The sequence below is a fragment of the Bradyrhizobium sp. USDA 326 genome, assembly GCF_049739485.1.
Taxonomy (GTDB): Bacteria; Pseudomonadota; Alphaproteobacteria; order Rhizobiales; family Xanthobacteraceae; genus Bradyrhizobium.
Map to the genome: position 1 here is coordinate 6644877 of NZ_JBMGQA010000001.1, position 22158 is coordinate 6667034.

Genomic DNA, 22158 nt, shown 5'->3' on the forward strand with positions numbered 1-22158 from the left:
GGCGGGCTGGACGAAGACGTCGCTTCGCGACACACCGCATTCCTGCACGACATGCTCAACCGCGAGCTCAGCACCGCGACGCGTGTCGAATTCTCCGATGATGGTACTTTCCAAGGCTGCTCTCCGTGTGGCGAGAGTGCGAACAACTGTCCAGCCGGGGCCAGGTTCCTCAAGCTGAGCGAACGACATCTCAAAGGCGGAGATGCTGGATTGGGACCTGCGCGGTGAAGATCAAAACCGAAGTATCCCGAACAGGAAGAGCAGCGCGACAGTGATCAAGCCGGAGATCAGCAGCGAGCCGAGACACCCCAGCCGGTTCGAGAAAAAGAAGAACATGCGTTGTCCGCCGTGAAGCTTCCTGTCGCGCTCTAATCTCTCGAATTCGATAGCGTTCCTGACGCACTTTTTTCCCTTTGCGGCCTGAAGAGGCACATCACCGTTCGCCAACGCTTCAGACCGCAAGGTCATTGAGACAGGTCAATACGAGCAAGCCCGAACTCTGGAATTCTGATCTTGGCAAGCAAACGGAGGCGGCCATGTCACAGCAGAGCAGCATGCATTTTTACCTCAACTGGGCCAAGGAGCGGATCGACGAAATGGATGCCGCATTGGCCTCCTTCGAGGTCAAGGCCGGCCAGGCCAAGGCTGAGTCCAAGGTCAAGATTGATCAATTCCTGTCCGACCTGAAGAAGCGTCGTGATGAGTTTCAGGCCCAGCTCAAGACCCAGGCCGAGGCGGGCGAAACCGCTTGGGCTAGCGCCAAGATAGACCTCGACAAGCAATGGGCTGGATTCGAAGCCCAAATGAAGACCTTCTTCGAAGACGCCGGCAAACAGCTCGAGCAGCAGCAGGCCACGTTCAAGGACGTTGCGGCGGCACAGGCCAAGGCCTGGCGCGAAGCGGCGGACAAATTCCGCGAGGCAGCGGGCAAAGTGACTACGGCGCGCACCGCCGACGTCGATGCCGCGCTCAAGCAGATGAAATCCGATGCGTCGGAAGCGGAAGCACGTCTGCAGAAGCTGAAGCAGGCCGGCAGCGAATCCTGGTCAGTCCTGAGCGCCGCGCTTGCCGAATCCCGGAAGGCGTTCGATCAAGCAAACCAGGCCGCGTGGAATGCGCTGAAGCGCGCCGATACGAAGAGCTGAAGTCGAGCCCCGCCAGTTCACCGCTGGTGCGGCTTCTCAATAATAATAGCGGCGTCTGGGGCGGCGTTCATAGTCGTCGTAGCCGTAGTACCCCTGTCGACCCTGCTGAAACTGCGGCGGGACCGTACCGTTGGGGTAGCATTGACCGTCTCGAACATCGACGTCTGCGCCGTGACCACAGGGAACACGATACCTGCCGTAACCTCCACCGCCGCGATAGTAGTACTGCCGCGCAGCCTGTTCCTGAGGAGGAAGGTACCCGTTTGGATAGCACATGCCGTCACGGGCGCTCACATCCCAACCGTGGCCGCACGGAGGCGGCCTCACGGGGACATGGTATTGGACAGTCTGAATCTCGGGTGAAATGTCCTGTGCCACCGAGGTCCCGAGGTGAAGGGCGAGCGCAGCCGCGGCAACGCTAATGATCATGATCCGTCTCCTTCGCACAACGTATGACGGAGGCGCTGAATACCCGATGAACGGCATCTTGCGCGTCTCGAGACGCGCATGCTGGTCGGTGGTCACCTTGATGGTGGGCCATGAAGCGGGCTCGTTTGCCAGCACCACCACCGGCAGAAGCCATCCGACGAAACCGACCGCTGTTACGGCCTTACCGAAACGATTGTACGTTCGGTTGTGCTCCGCAGGTAGAGCTCAGCTCAAATACCTGATCTTATTGATCTTTTTGCGGAAGAGGTGTCTTGTCAACTCTATTGATTGGACACGCTTTTCTGCGCAGGTGCGAATAAATACTACGGTGTTTGCAACGGTCGAGTCAGCACTACCGAAACCGTAGTTTTCGTCGCAGCAGGTGGGCCCCCTTCCCTGGCCAAAACGGGTGAGGTGCAATTTTGCTGTCTCTACGGCAAAGTGCGTAAGGGGGCGGACTGCTCAGCCTTGCGAGCCCTCTCAAGTGCCGCCGGTTCACGCGGCGGGCGTGCTGCACGCGACTGTGATGACTGTTGAAAAACGCCGTGTGAAGTAATTCACAAGAGGGAGGTATCTCTGCGCATAGCATGCGCACTTCCACTGGAGGGAAACGCAATGAAGTGGAACTTGGCAACCTATCGAACGCTCGCGCTGACCATCGCTGTTCTAGTGGCAGCTGGTACTACTATGGCCATCGGTACCCCTCGTGGAGTCGATCAACCAATGTTGGGATCCGATTGGCAATGCAGCCGGACCATGCTGCTCGTGACCACATGCGCACTGAAGCATTGAGCAGAATAGCCACAGCCGCGCGCTCGGTAAAGCTAAGCGGGCGCTCGTTCACACATTTCGGCGCTAATAAATGTGGGCCTAACAATCGGTTACAGGAGAACTTATAGCATGTTCCGCCGTTGACCTGCATCCCGTCACCGCATGACGGGTTGGTCCAGGACGGGGCCGATACCATGGCGGACCTCAGGGAAAGACTGGACAAACTCCGTGCCGACGCCGCGGATTTGGCCCTTATGAGCAGGCGAACGAGCGACCCGCAAAAGCGCGCCCTTTTCGAACGCTTGGCAGATGAGCTCGCCATAGAGGCTCTCGAACTCGAGCAGGTGGTGAAGCTGCAAAGCCCGCGCTCAGGTCACAGCGACGTGGACAAAGTCGTGCCCCTCCAGGCGCGTCCAGATCGTCGCTGACACAGCCCCCCTCAACTCCCGGCCTTTCGTTCACAGCCGGCGAGCCTTCATGTGCAACGGCTGACGGTCTCTGAGCTGGTCTACAAACTCCTCCGGCTCCCAGGCCGGCGGGTTTTTCAATGGATTAGTCGTCCTGACAGGTGATGCCGAGGCTGTCGCAGGTGAGTGCAAATAGCTCTTTTGATTTAGAATCTTCAAAGCAAAATCTGGTGCCGATCTCCGCTCGGTCGGTCCACCAGCCGGCATTAGCTCCCTTGGCGATGCGGGCAGCTTCGCCTCGCAACAGGTCCAGTCGTTTCCCGGCGGCACGAACAATCAGGCAATTCTCCTTGGGCATAAACGTCCTCCAACGGCAATTTGGACTCCGCAAATTGTCGGTACAGCAAACGCAGAACTTGCGGGAGGGAACAAAGCTTGTTGGTGATTAAAAGCAGCCGGTCTGCACGAAGGCCGCAGCGAAGTTCTCGCTGCGATCCGTGCATGGTCGAGAGACACCGGGTGAAAAGATCTAAGTGAATATGCAACCAGCCCCGGTGGAATGATCCTATTGCGACATTTCCGGCTCGCAATATGATCCATTTCACAAACGGCCGCACTATGCATCAAGGGCCACCGCAAATGGTTTGCTAGGGCGCGCTACTCAAGAATTCGCCTTGCAATTGTGCCCGTCCACTGTCGTAATGCTGTGATTGTTGAGATCAGTCCAGTTGTGTTGAGGTCGTCATGAATATTTTCAATCGAACTTTCGACGCCGCTTTTGCTCTGCACCGACGTATCGTATTTATCGAACGTCAAATGGCTGAATTAGGTGTCCTGCGAGACCGATTAGCGAAAGCTCAGTTGCGCCGTTCGCGGTCAAGGTCGAGCCGTTCAGCTTCCAAGAAACTAGGTCGGCGCTGTAAGTGTGGGTAACGGCTATGGGCAATTCATGAATCGGGAGGGATTCGTGAACGGCAGCCGTTTGAGAGCAAGTCTCTCGAACGAAATTCGCGAGTCGGTTCTGCAAACTCACACGCAGGTGACGGTGTGCTGACGTTCAACCCGCCGGCCGCCGGTCCCAGTTCGTAACGGTGATGGTGCACCTATTTCGTGGGTTCGAACCCACGAAAGCCGCCAAGGATCATTGAGTGCACTTGCCGGCGGCGTCGCGTCCCTCGAACACGAGAATGACGCGTAGCCCCTTCAGCTTGACCCAGTCCTGCAGATAGCAGAGTTCGACCTGAAGTTTGTGCAGCGCCTTCTCGTAGTCCTTCCGTTTCATCTTGACGGGCTCATCGACCTTGCTGCCCTTCTCTGCCATCAACATCCTCCCCGAACGAATGCCCAGTCCAGTCACCTCCACACCGCTCGTCTCTCGCCTGACCGCTTCTCAAAGCCCATTCAACTTCCGAAGATGACCCGCCGGAAGCGGCTCAAGGCGAAGGCGAAATAGACACTCCCGATCACGAACATCGCCAGCAGCGGCTGCCAGACGAGCGAAATATCGGCGCCGCGAAACAGCACTGCCTGTGCGAAGGAGACGAAATGCGGCGTGGGGCTGACCGTCTGAATGACGTACTGCAGCCAGACCGGCATGCTTTCCATCGGCGTGCTGCTGCCGGACAGGAGTTGCGTCACCATCAGGACCGGCATCGCGAGCAGACCGAACTGACCCATAGTGGTCGCGAGCGTGCCGAGCAGGATGCCGAGCGCGGCGACGACCAGGGCGTACTCCGCCGCGCCGAGCAGAAACAAAAGCCGCGACCCCGCGATCGGCGAACCGATCCACCAGTGGACGACGAACTGCAGTGACAGCATTGCCGCGATCAGGATGACGAGCCCATTGGCAAACATCTTGGCGAGCATAATCTCGGCGGGCTGCACCGGCATCACGAGCAGATGCTCTACCGTACCCTGTTCACGTTCGCGAATGAGCGCGGCTCCGGTCAGAATGACCGTGAGGAGCGTGATCTGATTGATCACCTGCGTCATGGCCGAGAACCACGCGGTGACGAGATTAGGATTGAATTCGGCGCGTACGACCAGATTGATCGGGGCCACTTTGGGGTCGGTGCCCCCGCTGAGAAAGCTCTGGATCTCGTTGCTGATCGCCGTTTTCAGGTAGTTGGCTCCGTTGCCGGCCTGAGCGACCACTGTTGCGTCGATGTTGATCTGCAGCGATGTCTTGCGCTGCGCGCGGAGGTCAGCCTCGAAATTCGGAGGGATCTCCACAACGAACAGGAGCTCCCCGCGATCCATCTTAGCGTCGATTTCGCTGGCGCGGATCTGGACCGCCGGCTGAAACGTCGGGGGCAACAGTGCCTCCGCGATCTGGCGCGACAGCGAAGAGCCGTCCTCGTCGACGATGCCGACGGACAGGTTCGTGGCATCCGTCACAGCGCCGGTCGCGACAGTGTTCACGGATATGCTGAACGCATAGACCACGAGCACGAGCATGGTCGGATCGGCGCGAATGCTCCTCAGCTCTTTAACGACCAGCTTGATGGTGTTGACGATGTGATCCAGCAGTGTGAGCGGTTTGGCCTTGACGAGGGGCGATACAATCCTGTCGGGAGCCGGGGCCATGTCTCACGCCTCCTGCTTGCGAAGAAACAGCAGCGAAAGCAGCAGGAACGCTGCCGCTGTCGCGGTAATCGCAGCGATATCGGGCCACAGAACGGCTATCCCGAGATCCTTGGCGAAGACGCCGACCGCGACCGGCTGGTACCATGCGGACGGGAATGTCAGGGCCATCACCTTCGCCGTTCCCGACAGGGACGACACCGGAGCGAGAAGGCCAGACAGGTTGATGGCCGGTACCATCGACAGGATCGCCGTCGCGAAGACGGCTGCGACTTGGGTCTGCGTGAATGAGGACACCAGCTGCCCGAACCCGGTGGTCGCGATGACGTAAATGACCGTGCTGAGCAGCAGGATGACGAACGGGCCTTTGGGAGGCACCCGAAAGACGAAAACGGCCAGCAGCATCAACGTTGCGAAGCTCACCAGCGAAATGGCCGCGTAAGGGAGCTGCTTACCCAGCAGGAACTCGAGCCTGGTGATGGGTGTCGAGCGGAAGTTCGCGATCGATCCGGTCTCTTTTTCGCGCACCACAGCGATCGCCGACATGATGGCGGGGATCAGACAGAGCAACAGCATCAGGACGCCCGGCACCATCGCATTGACGCTGAGGAATGCCTGATTGTAGCGGAAGCGCAATTCGATGTTGTCAGCGCTCCAGGCCATGCTCGCGGCGGTGCGCCTCGAGGTGAGCTCGTCACCTTCCTTCCGGATAACGCCATTGACGTAGTTGATCGCCGTTTGGCCGCGAAACGTCATCGCACCGTCGATGCGGGCATCGACCTCGGGCCGGTTGCCGGCCAATAGATCGCGTCCGAAGCCTGCGGGCACCTCGATCACGATCTGGGTGTTGCCGCTGCGCAGCCTCTGGTCGGATTCCTGGGCGGACCGCACCGGCGGTTGAACCGAGAAGTAGCGGGAGCCGCTGAACCCATCGAGGAGCTGGTGGCTCTGCGCCGTGTCATCCTGATCGAACGCCGCCATCTGCAGGTTCTCAATGTCGAACGAGATGCCATAGCCGAATGCTAGCATGAGAAGGATAGGTCCCAGCACTGCGAACGCCAGCCGGATCGGATCCCGCAGCAGTTCGAGTGTCTCGCGGCGCGCATAGGCCCAGAGCCGGGCGGGATTGAAGGCACGCGTTGTCGCGGCCGGCTTGGCTTCGGCGACTGTAGCGGCCTGCGCCGGGGGCGGCACCCTCTTGGAGCGGTCGATGCCCGCCGCGTCGGCCAGGTAGCCGACAAACGCGTCCTCGATCGAACTGCTGCCGCGGGCTTCGACCAGCTCCTTTGGGGTGCCAACCGCCAACACCTTGCCCGCATGCATGAGCGAGATGCGGTCGCAGCGCTCCGCCTCGTTCGCGAAATGCGTCGACAGGAAAATGGTCACGCCCTCGTCGCGCGACAGGTCGATGAGCGTGCGCCAGAAGGCGTCGCGCGCGATCGGATCGACGCCCGAGGTCGGCTCGTCGAGGATGAGGAGTGGCGGCGCGTGCAGCACGGCGACCGCGAGCTGCAGCCGCTGCTTGATGCCGAGGGGCAGGCTGTCGGGCCGATTGTGGGTAACGCCGCGAAGATCGTAGCGATCCAGCAACTGCTCGATCCGCGCTGCGCCCTTCTCCGGCGGCAAGTGATAGAGTTGCGCGTGCAGTTCGAGATTTTGCCGGACGGTGAGTTCGCCATAGAGCGAGAATGCCTGCGACATGTAGCCGACATTGCGTCGCATCTCCACGTCGCCGGCGCTCATCGGGCTGCCGAACAAGGTGGCGTGGCCTTCCGACGCCGGCAACAGGCCGGTCAGCATCTTCATTGTGGTTGACTTGCCACATCCGTTCGAGCCCAGAAACCCAAAGATCTCGCCGCGGCCAATGCGGAAGTCGACGTGATCGACCGCGACGAACTTGCCAAACCGCCGTGTCAGTCCTTTGGCCTCGATCGCGGGTGTCTCGTCCAGCGGCGCAATGCGCGGGCGCACGATGACCTTCTGGTGCCCGATGCGCTTGGCTTCCGGCAGCAGATGGATGAAGGCCTCATCGAGGTTGGTCTCGCCGGTTTTGGCGAGCAACTGCTTGGGTGTACCCTCCGCAATGATCCTGCCACCGTCCATCGCGATCAGCCAATCGAAGCCCTGGGCCTCGTCCATGTAGGCGGTAGCCACGATGACGCTCATCTGCGGTCGGCGCGCGCGGATGCTGTTGATGAGATCCCAGAACTGTCCGCGCGACAGCGGATCGACGCCTGTGGTCGGCTCGTCGAGAATGAGGAGGTCGGGATCGTTGACGAGGGCGCAGCAGAGGCTGAGCTTCTGCTTCATCCCGCCGGACAGCTTGCCAGCGGGGCGGTCCTCGAACGGGCTCATGCCGGTGGCGCCGAGCAGCTCGGTGATGCGCGCCCGTCGCTCTGAGGTCCCCTGTCCAAACAGGCGTGCGAAGAAATCGATGTTCTCGAAGACGCTGAGCGTAGGATACAGATTGCGGCCGAGCCCTTGCGGCATGTAGGCGATACGTTGCCGCACGCCCCTGAGATGCCGCGGGTCGGCCATGTCATCGTCGAACACCGACACCTTTCCCGCCTGAATCGTGCGTACGCCTGCGATCAGTGCGAGCAGCGTTGATTTGCCGACGCCGTCGGGACCGATCAGCCCGACCATCGTTTGCCTGGGAATCTCGACGGTGACGTCATTGACAACCACCAAGGCACCGTATCGGTGCGAGACACTGCCGAGTCTGGCGATTGCCTCGGTCATTTGGGCAGCGTGACCTGAAGGTCTTCCGGCCAGGGCGTCTCGGCTTTGGTGCGCACGATCCCCATGCCGCGCACGCCCGTCTTGACCTTGCTGAAATGCTCCAGCAACAACTTCTGGTCGATCTTCAGCTTGACGCGGAACATGAGTTTTTCCCGCTGGTCCTTGGTCTCGACTGTTTTGGGGGTGAACTGCGCGTCGGCGGCAACGAAGCTCACCGTCGCGGGGATGACATACTGCGGAGCAGCGTCCAGGATGATGCGGGCTTCGCTGCCAATGTCGAGTTTGGCCACGTCCGCGGCCGGCAGGAAGATCGTCATATAGACGTCCGTCAGATCGAGCACGGTCAGAACCGGTGCTCCGGCAGCAGCCATTTCGCCGCTATGCAGCAGCAGGTACTGAACCCGTCCGGTTCGCGGCGAGACGAGCACCAGATCCTGCAGGATCGACTGGATGCGCTCGACCTCGGCCTGCGCCTTGCTGATGGAAGATTGGGCCTGGTCCCGCTGGGCGGTCATCGCCTTGAGTGCCGCATCGGAGGATTCGTAGTTGCGGCGGCGCTGATCCTGATCCTTCTGAGTGATGGCGCCGGTCTTGATCAACTCAGAACCGCGCTCGAACTCGGACTTGGCAAACGCGAGTTCACTCTGGCGCGAGGCGATTTCGGCTTCGGCCTGGGTCAATGTCTGCTTTGTCCGATCCACGTCGGATTGCGCCGCCTTCAGCTCGGCTTCATATTCCGGCGAGCTGACGCGCCCGACGACTTGTCCCACCTTCACGGTAGAGCCTTCCTCGACGGAAACGTCCGCCAGTCGCCCCGCATATTTGGCCGAAACGTCGACTTGGGTCGCCTCGATACGGCCGTTGGTCTTGACGATGCCGGCGGGCATCTTCTTGGCTCGTAGCCGTGCGATCATGTCGCGCACGGGCTGAGCATGCGCGGCACCGGGAGCGAGCCAGCTTTCACTCGAGCAACAGTTGCCGGATTGGCCAAGCGTCAGGATAGAGGCGCTCAGGAGAGCGGCCAAGAATACTGTACTGCACAAACGAGAACGCATGTGGGCCCCTCGAAATGCTAATGGGCGCGGAACAATGAAATTGGATTATCGAAGCTATTGACCCCGGCGTCTTGCGCTGGATCAAAGCCCAGGCCGGCTCGCGTTTCGACATGGTCGGCTTCGCGATAAGGTGCGCGATCGGTGCGGAATTGACGTTGGGATGCTGGTCGACGTTGATGGCGGTTGACGAGGCGCTATTTGGTTTTTTGTGCGAGAAAGCCGCAGAGTTTACTACACCAGCGGAGTGCCTTAGCCAAAGCAGGTGTGGAGCTGTAGGTTGCGGACTGCAGAGGTGAGAACGAGCGACGAAACGAAGCGCTTCGAATGCGGTGACCTCGCAGCGGGCGATTCAAAATCCAAGAACAAACCCATTGTTAGCGCCCCCGAATGCAAAAATCGCGCTGCGCTGGTCCGGCGAAGCACGGGCGCTCAGTCCGCGATATTTCGCGAAGTACGAATGCATAGCGCCGAGGTTCTCGGTAACGGTCGACCCGTCATAGTCGATGCGATGCATGTCGAGCCAGATGATCGGCTTCGCCAGATGGTGATTGCCCCGCCTGATGTTCCGCAGAAGCACGCAGTGGTCGGCCGGCTGCGAAGTCGCGGAAATCAGCTTCTTGAAAGAACAAGAGGTCCCGCCCTTGCGCGCCATCGCGCCCCCTAGCGCTTGTAATCAAGCTGTCGATCAATGTCGGAAAGAGTGGAACTCCCTTCCACGAAGCCGTGATGCGCGAAAACCGCCGAAAACAAGGATTCTCGAAAAGCCCGTCTGAATTTGTGACCACCGCCGTGTGTACCACCGATAAGGCCTGCCGGGCCGTCAATCTCGACCTATTTCGAGGTGTTTGGGCTAACACCAGGCGGTGCGTGTTCGGCTGCGCCGCGCCGGCTTCGCACCGACCGAAACTCGGAATCTTTCGGCAATCCGGCAAGGATTCGCGGATCTAGTGTCGCGATCTGGCAGCGCCCGGTCCAGCTTTCAGCTATGATCCCGCGACCGCACGCAGGATGCCGCCGAGCGCGCTGGTCGCAAACACTATCAACGGCGGCGCGTACCAGGAGAACCGGTGCTAAGAGTCTTAGTCCTGGGCTGTTGAATCCCGAGAAGCTCGTTCTGCTCCCGCAACATCGCAAAGATCTGCTCGTTCTGCCCCTTGTAGTTTCGGCAAGCGGCGGCGCACTTTCGGGAAGGCTCGCCATCACCGCCCCATGTGACCGATCATTTTCCCGCTCGTCCAGTCTCCGACGGCGGGCTCATGCGATCGTTTACCACGGCTTCAGTTCAGCCAACACGAAATCGGCTTCTTCTGAGCAAGCCTGCACTGTCAACAGATCGGCTGTTCGTTTTGGCCCAACAACCCTTTGACAAGGCTGCATTGGATATCCTTTGACGATCAAATCCGAGCCGGGGGACGGTCCGTGCCGCTCCGTCCGAGAGCGGTGAGTGGTCCCGTTCATTCTCACGGCGTGAGCGGTTCGCGCGGAAGAGCAACTGCCTTGGCGTACGCAGTTATCGCGACGCATACATGAGAGACTTGAGGACGAACATGCCATTCGGCCTGCAATATTGACCGCTAAGCCGGGGGATCGGCGTCCAAAATTGACCCTGAGCCGTCCAATCGCGCAACAATTCGAGCGGCGGCTGTCTCAGATAGACACCGGAAGTGGCAATGCACGGACACGAGAGCAGAGTTTGACCCGAAGCCGGCATGGCGTTTTGCGGCAGCGATAAGGCCGGCTACGATCCTGTATGGCCTGGATCCGGTCGAGGTGAGGTGAACCTTTACCGGCCCACCGGTGCGGCTCTGATTCGCAGAGCAGTTCGGTTCAAAGCGCTAGGAATTACTTGGGCAAGTGGCGTCCGTTGTGAAGGTTGCCGGCGCATCAGTCCTGGAGCTCCGATCTGATGGGATATTTGGATGAGTTCCCTTTGCTCCTGGTTTTTGGAGCCAGCTTCGTTGCCGTGCTGTTCGCCAGCGAGATTGGGCGATGGCTTGGCGCGCTCGCGAGGGGGCGGGGCGAAGAAGGTGTTGCGAGCCTGGAAGGCGCGATGTTCGGACTGCTGGCACTGATGCTGGGTTTCACCTTCGCGATGGCACTATCTCGCTTCGAAGAGCGGCGCCACGCGGTTCTGGATGAAGCCAACGCAAGCAGCACAACGGAATTGAATGCGCGCCTCCTGCCCTCTCCGCACAACACAGAAGCGTTGAAATTGCTGCACGAGTACGCACAACTGCGATTTACGGTGTCCCAGCATGTCTCCACTTTGAAGGAGATCGACATGACCGTTTCCAGGTCAAATGAACTTCAGGAGCAGCTTTGGCAGAATGCCTTGGTCGGGGTTCCGAAGGCAGACGCATCGGTACCGGCGTGGCTTGTCTTCGAATCCCTGAACCGGATGTTCGATGCTCAGCGAAAACGGGTAGCAATGCTCGGCAACCAAGTGCCAAACGAGGTCCTTCTAGTACTCTATTGCATTACCGCACTGGCAATCGCGTTTGCTGGCTGTGCACAAGGTCTCAGAAAGCAACCCTCGCGCATTCCGGTCTACCTCATGGGATTTCTGGCTTGTACCGTGATAATCCTCATCGAGGACATCGAAACCCCATACACCGGGTTCATTTCAGTGAGCGAGCAGCCGTTGATTGATGCTTCCGCAAGACTGGACGATCATTAGCTGAGAAATAATAGGCGGTTGCTCCTTCCGTCCGCCGCGTACCGCGTCGAGTGCAGCCCCTCGCAAGTGCGTGCTGTGTCCGCTAAAGTCCAACAGCGGCGCAAAAGCTGACATTTCACAACTGCCGCTTCGGGCCATGAGCCGAAGTAGCTTATCTCTCAATCACCTGGTAGCCTGTGCTTTTTTGATGGGGTTGGCTATGGCCGATAGCAATCCGAACGGACCTCCGCCACACATCCAATTAATTCAAATGGGTCGGGCCACGTCATCGCTAGCACTGTCTATGCGGCAGCCGTGCTAGGGGTGTCTTGTCAACTCTATTGATTGGACACACTTTTCTGCGCAGGTGCGAATAAATATTACGTACCGTTGTTTTTGTAGCAGGAGGTGGGCCCCTTGCTCTCCCTGCTCAATCCTGGCTCCGAGCAGTCTTGTCTTCTCGGGTGAGAAAGCCAAGCCGCCGCTCGAGTTCTTTCTTCTTGGCTATGAGCCTCACTGCAAGAACGTCGTTCAGGAGCGCGTGGAGTTGCCAAAGCTCTTCAATCGACATGCTATCAAACGAACTTCGTTCCATGAATCCCCCCGACTCACGAGATTCTTTAGCATGGGGTTACAAGGGGAATCTGGCAACTAATGGTCGGTTGAGCGCGGTAGCTTATCCACTCTGCCGGCGTGTGCTCGTGTTTGCGCAAGTTCGGCGACTCGGCGTTGACCGCTGACGGCGCAACTCTGCTTGCGCCAATCAAGTTCGCAAGACGCCCAATTCTGCGATTTGACACTCTGGAAATGCGATACGTTGATGCAAAGTTTGAAGAATCTGGTGTCTCCATTGGATAAGTCGAATCTAAGTCCGATACGGCTGCTGCATTTTGTGGCTCTTGCAATTGTGGCACCGCGATTCATTCCTCAGAATTGGGGAGCGCTATCAACGCCCGCGCTGAGCTGCGCAAGGTGGTGTGACGAGAATTCGCTGCTGTTTTATTGTCTCGGCGTCCTTCTAGCGCTCGCTAGCCACCTTACGCTGCTCGGCCTCTCCGAGGGGCTTGCGATGCAGATCGTGGTCAGTTTTGCTGGAGCCCTGATGATAATCGTCATCGCGCGGCTACTGAACGCTATCAGCCTTAAGCGCGACCGGAAGTCAGCGTGGACGCAGTCGATCGAGAAAGTTCCGCCGGTTCGCTAAGCTGTAGGCCAGACTAGTAGATTGGCGGCGAGCAGCTCTTGGCCCATTTGAGACCCTCCACAGCACGCCATTGTAGCGCTCGTCGGCCTTGGTGCTAATCAGAGTGACGACGCGATCTATCCGTTCAACGTCGCCGATGCGGATGGCACAAACCGGTCCTTAGCGGAAAGCTCACGATGACCGGCCGCATCGAAGGCGTTCAGCCGAGTATTGTCATTTGACGCATTGCGAAGTGCCCTGCTCTTTGGGCGCGGTGGTCGCGGCAGCCGGAAAATTCGTAACTTCTCACCGTGGCTACTCACGCGAATCTTAGGCCGCCTGCCGAAAAACTGCAGACTAGCCAACGCCTTCGCCGCTCCCGTTTGGGGGAGTGGATATCCTCGCCGCGGCGAGAACCAGGGACCAGTAGCTCGCCCCCTTCCGCGAAAGCGCTCTGCGTTTTTTCCGCGCGGAGCTTGCCACTTCTACGGTTCGAGCCACGTTGAGACATTAGATCGCTGGAGCCGCTAGGCTCAGTCGCGCTTGACCGAAGTGAGGTGTGGGCCTCCCGGCTGCGGCTAGCCTCACAAGCCACCTGCGGAATCCTCCGCGAAAAGTGTGGAGAGGTAGTCTTGAGCGGCCGGATTGTGGGCGCGATGATCCATGCGCAAGGAGTCCGCGAGAGCGCACAAGAGGCCGATCGAGAAGCGGACCGGGCGGAGGCGGAAGCCTGGTCCGTCCGCATCGAATGCTACGGGCCCTGCGCAGCCCTGCCCGACGATCGATCAATGCTTAGGTGGTGGACTCGCCTGACTGGAGGTTGAGTGCGCCCGCTGCAAGACACGCGAGCGCGCTCGGCTTCGACCCTGTCGGACCCGGTTCGGATCGAGGCTCGTCACATGGTTCATGTCGAATTTTCCGTCGCTTCAATTTCGAAAACCCGAACCACACCAGCCTGAGCGACGAGCCTCATGCCGGTTGGATCCGGCTGCAGGCCGAAAGCCGTCAAACGGTGAAACCCCTGTCTTGGAGGCCGGCCTCCCCGGCTCTGCGATGGAGGCGTCGTCACGCGCGGCCGCGATTGCGAAAGGGCGCCCTGATCCGATGTTGACGGCGACCGTAGCGGACAAGGAATTTCCGGCTTTCACCCTGCCCGACGACTGGGACGTCGTAGTACAAGACGGTGGCGCGATAATGCGGACCGATCTCGTCATGAGACTGATGCGCTCACGCGCTGGCGAGCGCGTGATTCCGGAACGCGCGAGCTTTTGCGCGCCGAACCGGGCGAGCGCTACGCCCGGACCCGCCTTTCGATTTCACCGCGCTCGATCGTCAGCGTCACGTCGGCGAAGGTCTCGAGCAGCTTCGGGTTCGACTCCGTGATCAGAAGGGTAATGTCCGGGTCCTGCGAACGAAGCCGACGCAGCGCCTCGGCGTACCTCTGCGCCAGCACGGGGGCGAGGCCCTGGAACGGCTCGTCCAGAATGACGAGTCGGATGCCCAGCATCAGGGCGCGCCCGAGCGCGACCATCTTGCCTTGGCCGCCCGAGACGGAGCCCGCCGGGCGACTCGCCAGTTCCTTGAGCTCCGGCAGGACGGAGTAGGCTCGCTCCAGCCGCCGGCGCGTCTCGTCCGCGCCAAGTTTCGCGACGCGACCGGGCAACAGAATGTTTTCTTCCACCGTAAAGGCCGAGAAGAGACGACGGTCCTCGGGGGCGTAGCCGATGCCCAGGAAGGGCCGGCGGTGCGGAGGCACATGTGTGAGGTCCTGACCGCCCAGGCGCACGGTGCCGCTCGCCTTCGTGAAGCCCATGATGGTCCGTACCGTCGTGGTCTTGCCGGCGCCGTTTCGCCCGATGAGCGCGGCGGTCGCGCCCGGCGGCAGCGAGAAGCTGACGCTGCGCAGCACCGGCGCATCGGCGATCGCGACGTTGACGTTCTCGAAGTCCAGCATCGCCGTCATATGCCGATCACCTGTTCGCGGACCTTGGGATCGGCCAGAACCTCCGCCGGCGTGCCGACCTTTTGGATCTTCCCAACGTTCCACACCGCGACCCGGTGGGCATAACGCTCCACCATGTCCATGTCGTGCTCGACGAAGACCGAAGTCACCTTCTCCTTGGCGAGCGCGGACGTCAGGATGTCCATGATCTCCAGCTTTTCGGCGGAGGCGACGCCCGAGGTGGGCTCGTCCATCAGCAGCAGTCTGGGCTTCAGCGCGAGCGCCAGGGCGATATCGACCAGCTTGCGTTGTCCCTCGGGAAGCTCCCTCGCCTTGCGAGACGCGTACGCCTTGACGCCGACGAGATCAAGCAGGCGCTCCATTTCAGGCAGTTCGGGCAGGGTGGAAAGGGCCGCAAAGCCGGAAGGGCTTCCCAGCCGCGAGGCCGCGGCGATCAGCATGTTCTCCATCACGGTCTGATCAAGAAAAAGCTGCGGTATCTGAAAGGCCCGCGCGATGCCGAGCTTGGTGATCGTGCGGGGGAGCTGCGCCGTGATTTCCTGGCCCAGGAAGGTGATGCTTCCGGCCTGCGGCCGCAGATAACCCGTCGAGATGTTGAGGAAGGTGGTCTTTCCGGCGCCGTTCGGTCCGATGATCGCGAGGTTCTCGCCTTCGAGCACGTCCAGGTCGATACCGTCGGCGGCGACGACGCCGCCGAACCGGATCTTGATGCCCTTCGCGGACAGGAGGACGTTGGCCATCAATGTCCTCCCTGCTTCGCCTGACCGTAGCGCTGCCTGAGACCTATCAGTCCGTTGGGCGCATAGAGAATGATGACGATCAAGACCACGCCGAGGATCAGCTGCCAGGTGTCGGCCAAGTGGGCCGCCGCATAGAAGCGCACGCACTCGAACATCGCCGCGCCGGCGAACGCTCCGAAGGCGTGGGCGCTGCCGCCGAGGATCGCGATAAAGACGAACTCGCCCGACTTCGTCCAGAACCCGAACTCGGGCGTGGCGATCTGCTGGATGATCGCCACCAGCGTGCCGCCGATGCCGCCGAGAAAAGCCGAGATCACGTAGCCTATCAGCAGCACGCGCCGCGCGGACGTCCCGAGGTACTCGAGCCGGGTCTCGTTCGACTTGATGGCACGCAGCATGTGTCCGAGCGGGCTATCGAGATAGCGTTGCACGCCGTAGAAGGCGACGACCGCGGCCAAGAGGCTCACGTAAAGAATGACGTACTGGAAGGTTTCGGGCGTAAACGACAGCCCCAACAGCGCCGGACGAGGGACCCGGATGCCGTCGGCGCCGTTGGTGTAACGAAACATCTTCTCCAGCAGCGACCACAACACCATCGAAAACGCCAGATTCAGCATTCCGAAAAAGATCTCCCGGTAGCGCACGACGAAGAGCCCGACGACGAGGCCGAAGACGGCGGAGGTTATGCCGCCCAGCGCGATGAAGAGCACGATGTCGCCGCCACCGACGTACTTGCCCCAGAACGCCGCGGTATACGCCCCGGTCGCGAAGAACATTGCATGTCCGAACGACACCTGCCCCGCCTGCAGCAGAAGAATGATACCGAGAACGACGATGCCCTTCGCGAGGATCAACGCGAACAGGGTTGCCCAGCTCGACACGAAAAGGGGCGCGACGGCGCTGACCAGAAAGAAGATGATCGCGACCGTGGTGACGGGCTTGATGCGACCGCTCATCATATTTTCCTTACCTGCACGGCGCCGAACAGGCCGAACGGACGCACCAGAAGCACCAGCACCATCAGCAGATAGGGAACGAGAACTTCGAATTCCGGCTGGAGATAGATCACGAAGGCACGTGTCAGGCCGATCATCAGCGCGGTGAGCGCGGTGCCCTCGATCTGGCCGAGACCCGCGGTCGCAGCGACGGCAAAGGAAAGCACGATCATATCGGCGCCCATACCGGGGACCAGCGAGGTGGTCGGCGAGGCCAGCGCGCCTCCCAACGCGGCCAGACTCGCGCCGATGACGAAGGTGACGAAATATACGCGCTTTGCGTCGACCCCGATGGCCGTCGAAGCTTCGCGGTCCTCCGTGACCGCCAGGATCACCGCTCCCGACAGCGTCCTGCGCAGGAAGTAGCGGAGCCCGAACAGCGTCGCCAAGGCGACGCCGGGCAGGAGAATGACCTGGTACGACGTGTAGCTGACGCCGAACGCGGTGACGTTGGGAAGTAGTCTCAACGGCTCCGCGGCGAAGATGGGCTGTACGCCCCAGATCAGACGCTGCAGGTTGTCCATGATCATGAAGGCGGCAAAAGTGATCAGAAGCTGGAGGACGTCTTCCTGTCCGGAGAGCGGTCGCAGCAGAAACCGTTCGATGAAACCGCCGCATACGACGCCGATCACGATGGAGGCGGCCAACAGCGCGGGATAGGTGAGCCAAGGCGATATCGGCGCGACTGCAAGGCTGAACGTCGCAGCCAGGTAGGCGCCGAACGCGTACAGCGACCCGTGCGCGACGTTGACCACGCGCAGCACGCCGAAAATCAGGCTGAGCCCGACCGAGACCAAGAACACCAGTGCGGCGTAGCTGATCCCGTCGAGGATAGCCAGGATAGCGAGTGTCGAGTTCATGATGGCCTTTGGAAAAGGTCCGTCCTCCGGGACGAGGCTCGGAGGACGGGGATCAAACGTCGAGTGTGCCGTTACTGAGCTTTGAAGCTCGGCACGTCCATCTTGACGAAGTCCGGCTTGAGCGTCTTGAGCCACTCGACCGACCGTACGCCCGCGGGATTGGTGATCGTCTTCGGATCGAAGATCATCATGTTGTCGAGCAGCTTGAAATCGTACCCCGGAACGGACTTGGTGACGCCGACCAGCTGAGCCTCGAGGCCCTGGTTGTCCTCGGGCCGCAGCGTAATCGGACGGCCGAAGCCGGTGGCGAACTCGATGCCCGCCGTCGCGTCGACGACCTGCTCGCGCGTGGGCCAGTTGCCGCCGTTGGACTTGATCGCCTTGTCATAGGCCGTCTGCAGGGCCTTGAACGCCTGCGCCATGTGATAGACCGGGTAGATCGGCCATGCACCGGTCTTCGCCTTGAAGGCTTCATTGAACGCCTTGAAGGCCGCGTCGTCCTTTTTCTCGGGATGCAGGAACCAGTGGTCTCCGCGCGCGCCGACGATCAGGCCTTCGGGCAAGTCCTTGCCCAGCCGCTGGATCGATGATTCGCCGATTCCGAGCACGAAGGTCGACTGCTGCAACAGCCCGCGCTGACCGGCCTGGCGGACCAGCGTGTCGAGATCTCCGCCCCAGGACGTGGTCAGAACCACTTCCGGCCGCAGCGCCAACAGACGGGAGATTTCAGTGGAGTAGTCCGGCGCGCCGAACTTCGGGAAGAGCTCCGCGACGACTTGCACGTCCGGCTTCATCGCCTTGAGCGCGGTCGAAAAGATTTCCCAGCTCTCCCGACCCCATGCATAATCCTGATTGACCACTGCGATCGTCTTAAAGTCGGGTTTGGTCTTGAGCAGGTAAAGGAGCACGGCCAGCATTTCCGGCGTGCCGTTCGCCTGAGTCCGGAAATTGTAGCGGTACTTCTTGGTTTCGAGGATGGAGGCCGCACCGCAGTCCCACATGAAATTCATGACTTTGAGGTCTTCGGCGACCGGCACCAACTGGGTGCAGCTGCCCGAGGAGATCGAAGCAAACGTGGCATCAACCTTTTCGTCCTGCACCACGCGTCGGTAGTTCGAGACGAGCGCTTCGCCTCCCGCGCCTTCGTCGATGAAGGAGAGCTTGACCGGCACGCCGCCAATGCCACCCTTCTTGTTGAGATCCTCCGCGATCATCTCCGCCGCGGCTTTCGCCGGCACACCGAAGACTGACGCAGGGCCCGACAGGAACGTCGTGATGCCAATTTTGAGCTCCGACGGCTTGCTCTGCGCAAGCGAGGTGCCTGGAAAGGCCGCAACTACAAGCCCGGCCACAACCGCAGCCTTGAGAAATCGCATCGAAAGTCCTCCCTTTTTTATGAGTCGCGCCCGGCTTCAGCCGCCGTGCTTCTTATTGCAACAACGCTACTATAATTGGCACGTGTTGCCAGCCCTCTTCGCCGCTATCCGCGAGCCGACGAAAGCCGGTTCGACGCCGCCGCCCATTTTGTCGGCTGCGAATGGATTAGAACGGACAAGGTCCCCGGAATGATCGATGCCTCCAATCCCACGACGGGATAAAAGCTCCGGCCAGAGCCCTTGCGCGCCATTCGTGCCTGCTCTTCCGCATCATCTCCGCCTGGACCTTCTGCGCTTCCGCAAGCTTCGCACGGTTGGTGGCGAGCATCTGCTGCATCCGCAAGTTGGCGGTCGCGCTGGCCGAGGTCGTCGGCGAGCGCAAGACGTGCCTTTCCTAGCGGTGGTTTCGGCGGGCGGTCCGCAACTTGGGAGCACTTTTTGCGCGTGCGAAGTGACGTCCCTGTAGATTGGCTAACGGATGGGACGCTTCGCAGCACCGTCGGGTGAACCGGGACACTGTCCAGAATTATTGACAGGTCTAGTGCGGCGTGTTGAACTTAAGTGCATCCTGCCGGCGCCTCTGCGGCTTTGCACAGGAGCGAAACATAACAAAATTCGCGACGAGGGAGGCAAAGAATGACCCGCAAATATTTAACGGCAGTGGTCGCTCTTCTCGGGAGCGTATTGTCGAGCACGGCACTAAGCGCCCAAGACCTTAAGCTCTACGCATTCAGTTCCGGCGCGTTGACTCTCGGCAAAGGGTTTTTGGTGAACGGCGCACCTATGGAGCCGGCGATCCAGGTTCCCGTCGGTTTTTACGTGATCAAACATCCGAAAGGGAATGTTCTCTTCGATACGGGTAACAACGACAAGATTATCACCGACCCAAGCTACTGGGGTGCCGCGTTCACCGGATTGAAGCCGGTCAATACGCCAGAGGTCGCGATCGATACGCAGCTGAAGAAAATCGATCTCACGCCCGACGATATCACCTACGTCGTGGTGAGCCACCTTCACCTAGACCACGGCGGCAACGTCGCCAAATTCCCGAAGTCGACGCTGGTCGTGCAAAAGAGTGAGCTTCAGAACTTCTTCTGGCCGGAGCCCGGCACTGGCTCAAATTACGTTCTCGGCGACGTCCTGCCGCTGCGCGGCAACATGACACCAAGCGCAAACGCGGTGAAGATGTTGCAGCTCGAAGGCGATCAGGACCTGTTTGGAGATGGCACGCTCGTCGTGAAGCGCTGGGTTGCCCACACGCCGGGCAGCCAGATGATGACGGTACGGCTGAAGAACACCGGCCTCATCATCCTCACCGGGGACAACGTCTATTTCCGCGAGAACGTCGAGCAGAATATACCGCCGAGCACCCCGTTGGTCTATTCGACATCGGGATTCTACTCGGCCTTCGAGTGGATCAGGCGGGAGATGGCGACGCAGAAGGCAAATTTCTTCACTGCCCACGACCCGGACGCGTTCAAGGCGATGAAGAAGGCGCCGGAATTCTACGATTGACCGGCCCGACGCCGCCACTGGACCTGCGCCTGACCGATCAACCGCGCCGAGTCCCGGCGGGGCTCGGCATCGCGCCGGCTGAAAGCTCGCGGCACGGCATCGCCGTCGCCTCTGTCGAACGGCTGGGCAAACGTTATGGCCTCCGCCAGGCAGTGGACGGCGTCTCGTTCGAGGTGAACGAGCGAGAAGTAGTGGGCCTGCTTGGTCCCAACGGCTCGGGTAAGACCACCATCTTGCGCGTCATCACCGGTTATCTGCGGCCGAGCGAAGGGACCGTCCGCATCGACGGCTTCGACGTGGTCCGCGACGGACACCAGGCGCGCGCGCGGATCGGCTACGTGCCGGAGAACGCCCCGCTCTACGGCCATATGCGGGTGGACGAATTTCTCCACTTCATGGGCCGGTTGCGGGGCTTGCAGGGAGGTGCGTTGCGCCGAGGCATCGAGTCCGCCCGTGCGCGGCTCGCGCTCGAGCCGGTCGGCGACGCCGTGATTGGCCGGCTGTCGCGCGGCTATCGGCAGCGCGTCTCAATCGCCCAGGCCGTGCTGAACGAACCCAAGTTGTTGGTGCTCGACGAGCCGACCAACGGCCTTGACCCGCGTCAGGTCATCGAGCTGCGCGGCCTGCTGCGGACGCTGGCTCGCGACAGCGCGGTCCTTGTAACCTCGCACGTCCTAGCCGAGATGGAACGCGTCGCCGATCGGGTTGCTATTCTGCTCGACGGGCGGCTGCTCACCGTTCACCACCTGGCCGGCGCCAGGCGCGGCGCCTCGCTCCGGGTCCGCGCCCGGCCGGACCGGGCGGACGAGGTCGCGGCGGCCTTGTCGGGTCTGGCGGGGATCGTCAGCGTGACCCGCGAGCAGCAGCCTGATAGGGACTTGGCCGGCTGGCGGGTGGAGGTGTCGGAGCCCGGGGCAGCGCCGCACGTCGCCGCGACCCTTTGCCTCGCCGGCATCGCGAGCGTCGAGACGGTCGAGACGGCTTCAGACCTGGAGGAGCTATTCCTCCGGCTAACGGCGAGCCGAGCGCTCCAATGACGGCATTTCTCGCCCTGGTTGCCAAGGAGTTGCGCGCGCTGTTCGTCTCCCCGATCGCTTACGCCGTCATCGCCGTCTTCCTTGTGCTCAACGGCTACGGCTTCGCCGTCACGCTCATCGCCACCAAACAGGCGACTCTGGTGAACGTCTTCTTTCAGGCGGCCGTGCAGCTCGTCTTGTTCGTGCCGCTCGTTACCATGCGGCAGTTCGCCGAGGAACGCCGGGGCGGCACCCTCGAGCTGCTGCTCACGGCACCGGTGCGCGAGGGCGACATCGTACTCGCCAAGTTCGCGGCCTCAATGGGCATGCTGCTCGCGATGGTCGCGCTCACTTTGGTGTATTCAGGGATATTGGCGCGGTTCAGCACTCCCGATTGGGGCCCGATCTACAGCGGCTACCTCGGCCTCACCCTGCTCGCTGGCGCCCTGGTCTCCATCGGTCTTGCCGTTTCCGCGCTCACCGCCAACCAGGTCGTGGCCGCGGTCGTTTCGCTCGGCGTGTTCGGGATGCTGTGGGCGATTGACGCCTGGGCCGCGTTGCTGCCGCCGCCGATCGACAATTGGGTGCTCGGGCTGTCGCTGCTGGCGCGCTTCCAGCCTTTTGCCCTCGGCGCCATGTACGCCTCGGATTTCGGCTTCTTCCTCGCGGTGACCCTGCTCGGGTTGTTCCTTGCCGTACGCGGGCTGGCGCGGCGCTAACGC

17 protein-coding genes and 1 pseudogene are annotated in these 22158 nt (G+C 60.9%); 7 read left to right on the plus strand and 11 right to left on the minus strand.

Going from position 1 to position 22158, the window contains the following annotated elements; all coding sequences use genetic code 11:
- Positions 1-536 precede the first annotated feature (536 nt).
- Both ABIG06_RS31345 and ABIG06_RS31350 read left to right on the plus strand, forming a co-directional pair.
- The gene (locus ABIG06_RS31345) at positions 537-1145 is read left to right on the plus strand and encodes a hypothetical protein (protein WP_199751583.1); all 609 of its coding nucleotides are present in this window, start codon (positions 537-539) and stop codon (positions 1143-1145) included.
- Positions 1146-2539: 1394 nt separating this feature from the next.
- The gene (locus ABIG06_RS31350) at positions 2540-2773 is read left to right on the plus strand and encodes a hypothetical protein (protein ID WP_124161003.1); all 234 of its coding nucleotides are present in this window, start codon (positions 2540-2542) and stop codon (positions 2771-2773) included.
- Positions 2774-2897: 124 nt separating this feature from the next.
- Here ABIG06_RS31350 and ABIG06_RS31355 read toward each other — a convergent pair whose 3' ends face one another.
- From ABIG06_RS31355 to ABIG06_RS31380, 6 genes and pseudogenes are all read right to left on the minus strand, one after another.
- Positions 2898-3110 (minus strand): hypothetical protein, encoded by a 213-nt coding sequence (locus ABIG06_RS31355; RefSeq protein ID WP_124161004.1) that lies wholly within the window; start codon positions 3108-3110, stop codon positions 2898-2900.
- A gap of 795 nt (positions 3111-3905) precedes the next feature.
- Positions 3906-4073, minus strand: a pseudogene (locus tag ABIG06_RS31360) (polyphosphate kinase 2); the annotation flags it as partial.
- 80 nt (positions 4074-4153) lie between these two features.
- On the minus strand, positions 4154-5338 hold the full coding sequence (locus ABIG06_RS31365) for an ABC transporter permease (RefSeq protein ID WP_370139828.1): 1185 nt from the start codon (positions 5336-5338) through the stop codon (positions 4154-4156).
- A gap of 3 nt (positions 5339-5341) precedes the next feature.
- The gene (gene rbbA, locus ABIG06_RS31370) at positions 5342-8077 is read right to left on the minus strand and encodes a ribosome-associated ATPase/putative transporter RbbA (protein WP_370139829.1); all 2736 of its coding nucleotides are present in this window, start codon (positions 8075-8077) and stop codon (positions 5342-5344) included.
- Positions 8074-8991: an HlyD family secretion protein gene (locus tag ABIG06_RS31375; RefSeq protein WP_370140955.1), complete on the minus strand. Its 918-nt coding sequence runs from the start codon at positions 8989-8991 to the stop codon at positions 8074-8076. Before ABIG06_RS31375 ends, rbbA begins: the two co-directional genes overlap by 4 nt.
- A 490-nt stretch (positions 8992-9481) precedes the next feature.
- On the minus strand, positions 9482-9784 hold the full coding sequence (locus ABIG06_RS31380) for a hypothetical protein (protein WP_370139830.1): 303 nt from the start codon (positions 9782-9784) through the stop codon (positions 9482-9484).
- Between the two features lie 1254 nt (positions 9785-11038).
- On the opposite strand from ABIG06_RS31380, the gene ABIG06_RS31385 reads away from it, so the two are divergent.
- Both ABIG06_RS31385 and opgC read left to right on the plus strand, forming a co-directional pair.
- Positions 11039-11809 carry a DUF4239 domain-containing protein gene (locus ABIG06_RS31385; RefSeq protein WP_370139831.1) on the plus strand — a complete coding sequence of 257 codons (771 nt, stop codon included), beginning with the start codon at positions 11039-11041 and terminating at the stop codon, positions 11807-11809.
- Between the two features lie 799 nt (positions 11810-12608).
- Complete coding sequence (opgC, locus tag ABIG06_RS31390; protein WP_370139832.1) at positions 12609-12992, plus strand: OpgC domain-containing protein; 384 nt, start codon at positions 12609-12611, stop codon at positions 12990-12992.
- 1270 nt (positions 12993-14262) lie between these two features.
- Here opgC and ABIG06_RS31395 read toward each other — a convergent pair.
- The 5 genes from ABIG06_RS31395 to ABIG06_RS31415 all read right to left on the minus strand — a co-directional run bounded on the left by ABIG06_RS31395 (position 14263) and on the right by ABIG06_RS31415 (position 18905).
- A complete protein-coding gene (locus ABIG06_RS31395) occupies positions 14263-14934 on the minus strand; it encodes an ABC transporter ATP-binding protein (RefSeq protein ID WP_370139833.1) in 672 nt (223 codons plus the stop codon).
- The gene (locus tag ABIG06_RS31400) at positions 14931-15674 is read right to left on the minus strand and encodes an ABC transporter ATP-binding protein (protein ID WP_370139834.1); all 744 of its coding nucleotides are present in this window, start codon (positions 15672-15674) and stop codon (positions 14931-14933) included. Before ABIG06_RS31400 ends, ABIG06_RS31395 begins: the two co-directional genes overlap by 4 nt.
- Complete coding sequence (locus ABIG06_RS31405; protein WP_370139835.1) at positions 15674-16630, minus strand: branched-chain amino acid ABC transporter permease; 957 nt, start codon at positions 16628-16630, stop codon at positions 15674-15676. The genes ABIG06_RS31400 and ABIG06_RS31405 overlap by 1 nt, the downstream gene beginning before the upstream one ends.
- Entirely contained in the window at positions 16630-17529 is a 900-nt protein-coding gene (locus tag ABIG06_RS31410) for a branched-chain amino acid ABC transporter permease (protein ID WP_370139836.1), read from the minus strand. Before ABIG06_RS31410 ends, ABIG06_RS31405 begins: the two co-directional genes overlap by 1 nt.
- A gap of 71 nt (positions 17530-17600) precedes the next feature.
- Positions 17601-18905 (minus strand): ABC transporter substrate-binding protein, encoded by a 1305-nt coding sequence (locus ABIG06_RS31415; protein ID WP_370139837.1) that lies wholly within the window; start codon positions 18903-18905, stop codon positions 17601-17603.
- Between the two features lie 636 nt (positions 18906-19541).
- Between ABIG06_RS31415 and ABIG06_RS31420 the strand changes: the two genes are divergently transcribed.
- The 3 genes from ABIG06_RS31420 to ABIG06_RS31430 are packed head-to-tail and all read left to right on the plus strand — an operon-like array spanning position 19542 to position 22155.
- Positions 19542-20420: an N-acyl homoserine lactonase family protein gene (locus ABIG06_RS31420; RefSeq protein WP_370139838.1), complete on the plus strand. Its 879-nt coding sequence runs from the start codon at positions 19542-19544 to the stop codon at positions 20418-20420.
- On the plus strand, positions 20417-21457 hold the full coding sequence (locus ABIG06_RS31425) for an ABC transporter ATP-binding protein (protein ID WP_370139839.1): 1041 nt from the start codon (positions 20417-20419) through the stop codon (positions 21455-21457). The genes ABIG06_RS31420 and ABIG06_RS31425 overlap by 4 nt, the downstream gene beginning before the upstream one ends.
- On the plus strand, positions 21454-22155 hold the full coding sequence (locus ABIG06_RS31430; protein WP_370139840.1) for an ABC transporter permease: 702 nt from the start codon (positions 21454-21456) through the stop codon (positions 22153-22155). Before ABIG06_RS31425 ends, ABIG06_RS31430 begins: the two co-directional genes overlap by 4 nt.
- The last annotated feature ends 3 nt before the right edge of the window (positions 22156-22158 follow it).

Excerpts from the sequence above, each read along its gene's own strand:
- ABIG06_RS31400 (WP_370139834.1), bottom strand. The coding sequence starts at position 15,674 with ATGGCCAACGTCCTCCTGTCCGCGAAGGGCATCAAGATCCGGTTCGGC.
- ABIG06_RS31365 (WP_370139828.1), bottom strand. The coding sequence starts at position 5,338 with ATGGCCCCGGCTCCCGACAGGATTGTATCGCCCCTCGTCAAGGCCAAA.
- ABIG06_RS31405 (WP_370139835.1), bottom strand. The coding sequence starts at position 16,630 with ATGAGCGGTCGCATCAAGCCCGTCACCACGGTCGCGATCATCTTCTTT.
- ABIG06_RS31395 (WP_370139833.1), bottom strand. The coding sequence starts at position 14,934 with ATGACGGCGATGCTGGACTTCGAGAACGTCAACGTCGCGATCGCCGAT.
- rbbA (WP_370139829.1), bottom strand. The coding sequence starts at position 8,077 with ATGACCGAGGCAATCGCCAGACTCGGCAGTGTCTCGCACCGATACGGT.
- ABIG06_RS31345 (WP_199751583.1), top strand. The coding sequence starts at position 537 with ATGTCACAGCAGAGCAGCATGCATTTTTACCTCAACTGGGCCAAGGAG.
- opgC (WP_370139832.1), top strand. The coding sequence starts at position 12,609 with ATGCAAAGTTTGAAGAATCTGGTGTCTCCATTGGATAAGTCGAATCTA.
- ABIG06_RS31375 (WP_370140955.1), bottom strand. The coding sequence starts at position 8,991 with ATGATCGCACGGCTACGAGCCAAGAAGATGCCCGCCGGCATCGTCAAG.
- ABIG06_RS31415 (WP_370139837.1), bottom strand. The coding sequence starts at position 18,905 with ATGCGATTTCTCAAGGCTGCGGTTGTGGCCGGGCTTGTAGTTGCGGCC.
- ABIG06_RS31410 (WP_370139836.1), bottom strand. The coding sequence starts at position 17,529 with ATGAACTCGACACTCGCTATCCTGGCTATCCTCGACGGGATCAGCTAC.
- ABIG06_RS31355 (WP_124161004.1), bottom strand. The coding sequence starts at position 3,110 with ATGCCCAAGGAGAATTGCCTGATTGTTCGTGCCGCCGGGAAACGACTG.
- ABIG06_RS31420 (WP_370139838.1), top strand. The coding sequence starts at position 19,542 with ATGACCCGCAAATATTTAACGGCAGTGGTCGCTCTTCTCGGGAGCGTA.
- ABIG06_RS31385 (WP_370139831.1), top strand. The coding sequence starts at position 11,039 with ATGGGATATTTGGATGAGTTCCCTTTGCTCCTGGTTTTTGGAGCCAGC.
- ABIG06_RS31430 (WP_370139840.1), top strand. The coding sequence starts at position 21,454 with ATGACGGCATTTCTCGCCCTGGTTGCCAAGGAGTTGCGCGCGCTGTTC.
- ABIG06_RS31380 (WP_370139830.1), bottom strand. The coding sequence starts at position 9,784 with ATGGCGCGCAAGGGCGGGACCTCTTGTTCTTTCAAGAAGCTGATTTCC.
- ABIG06_RS31350 (WP_124161003.1), top strand. The coding sequence starts at position 2,540 with ATGGCGGACCTCAGGGAAAGACTGGACAAACTCCGTGCCGACGCCGCG.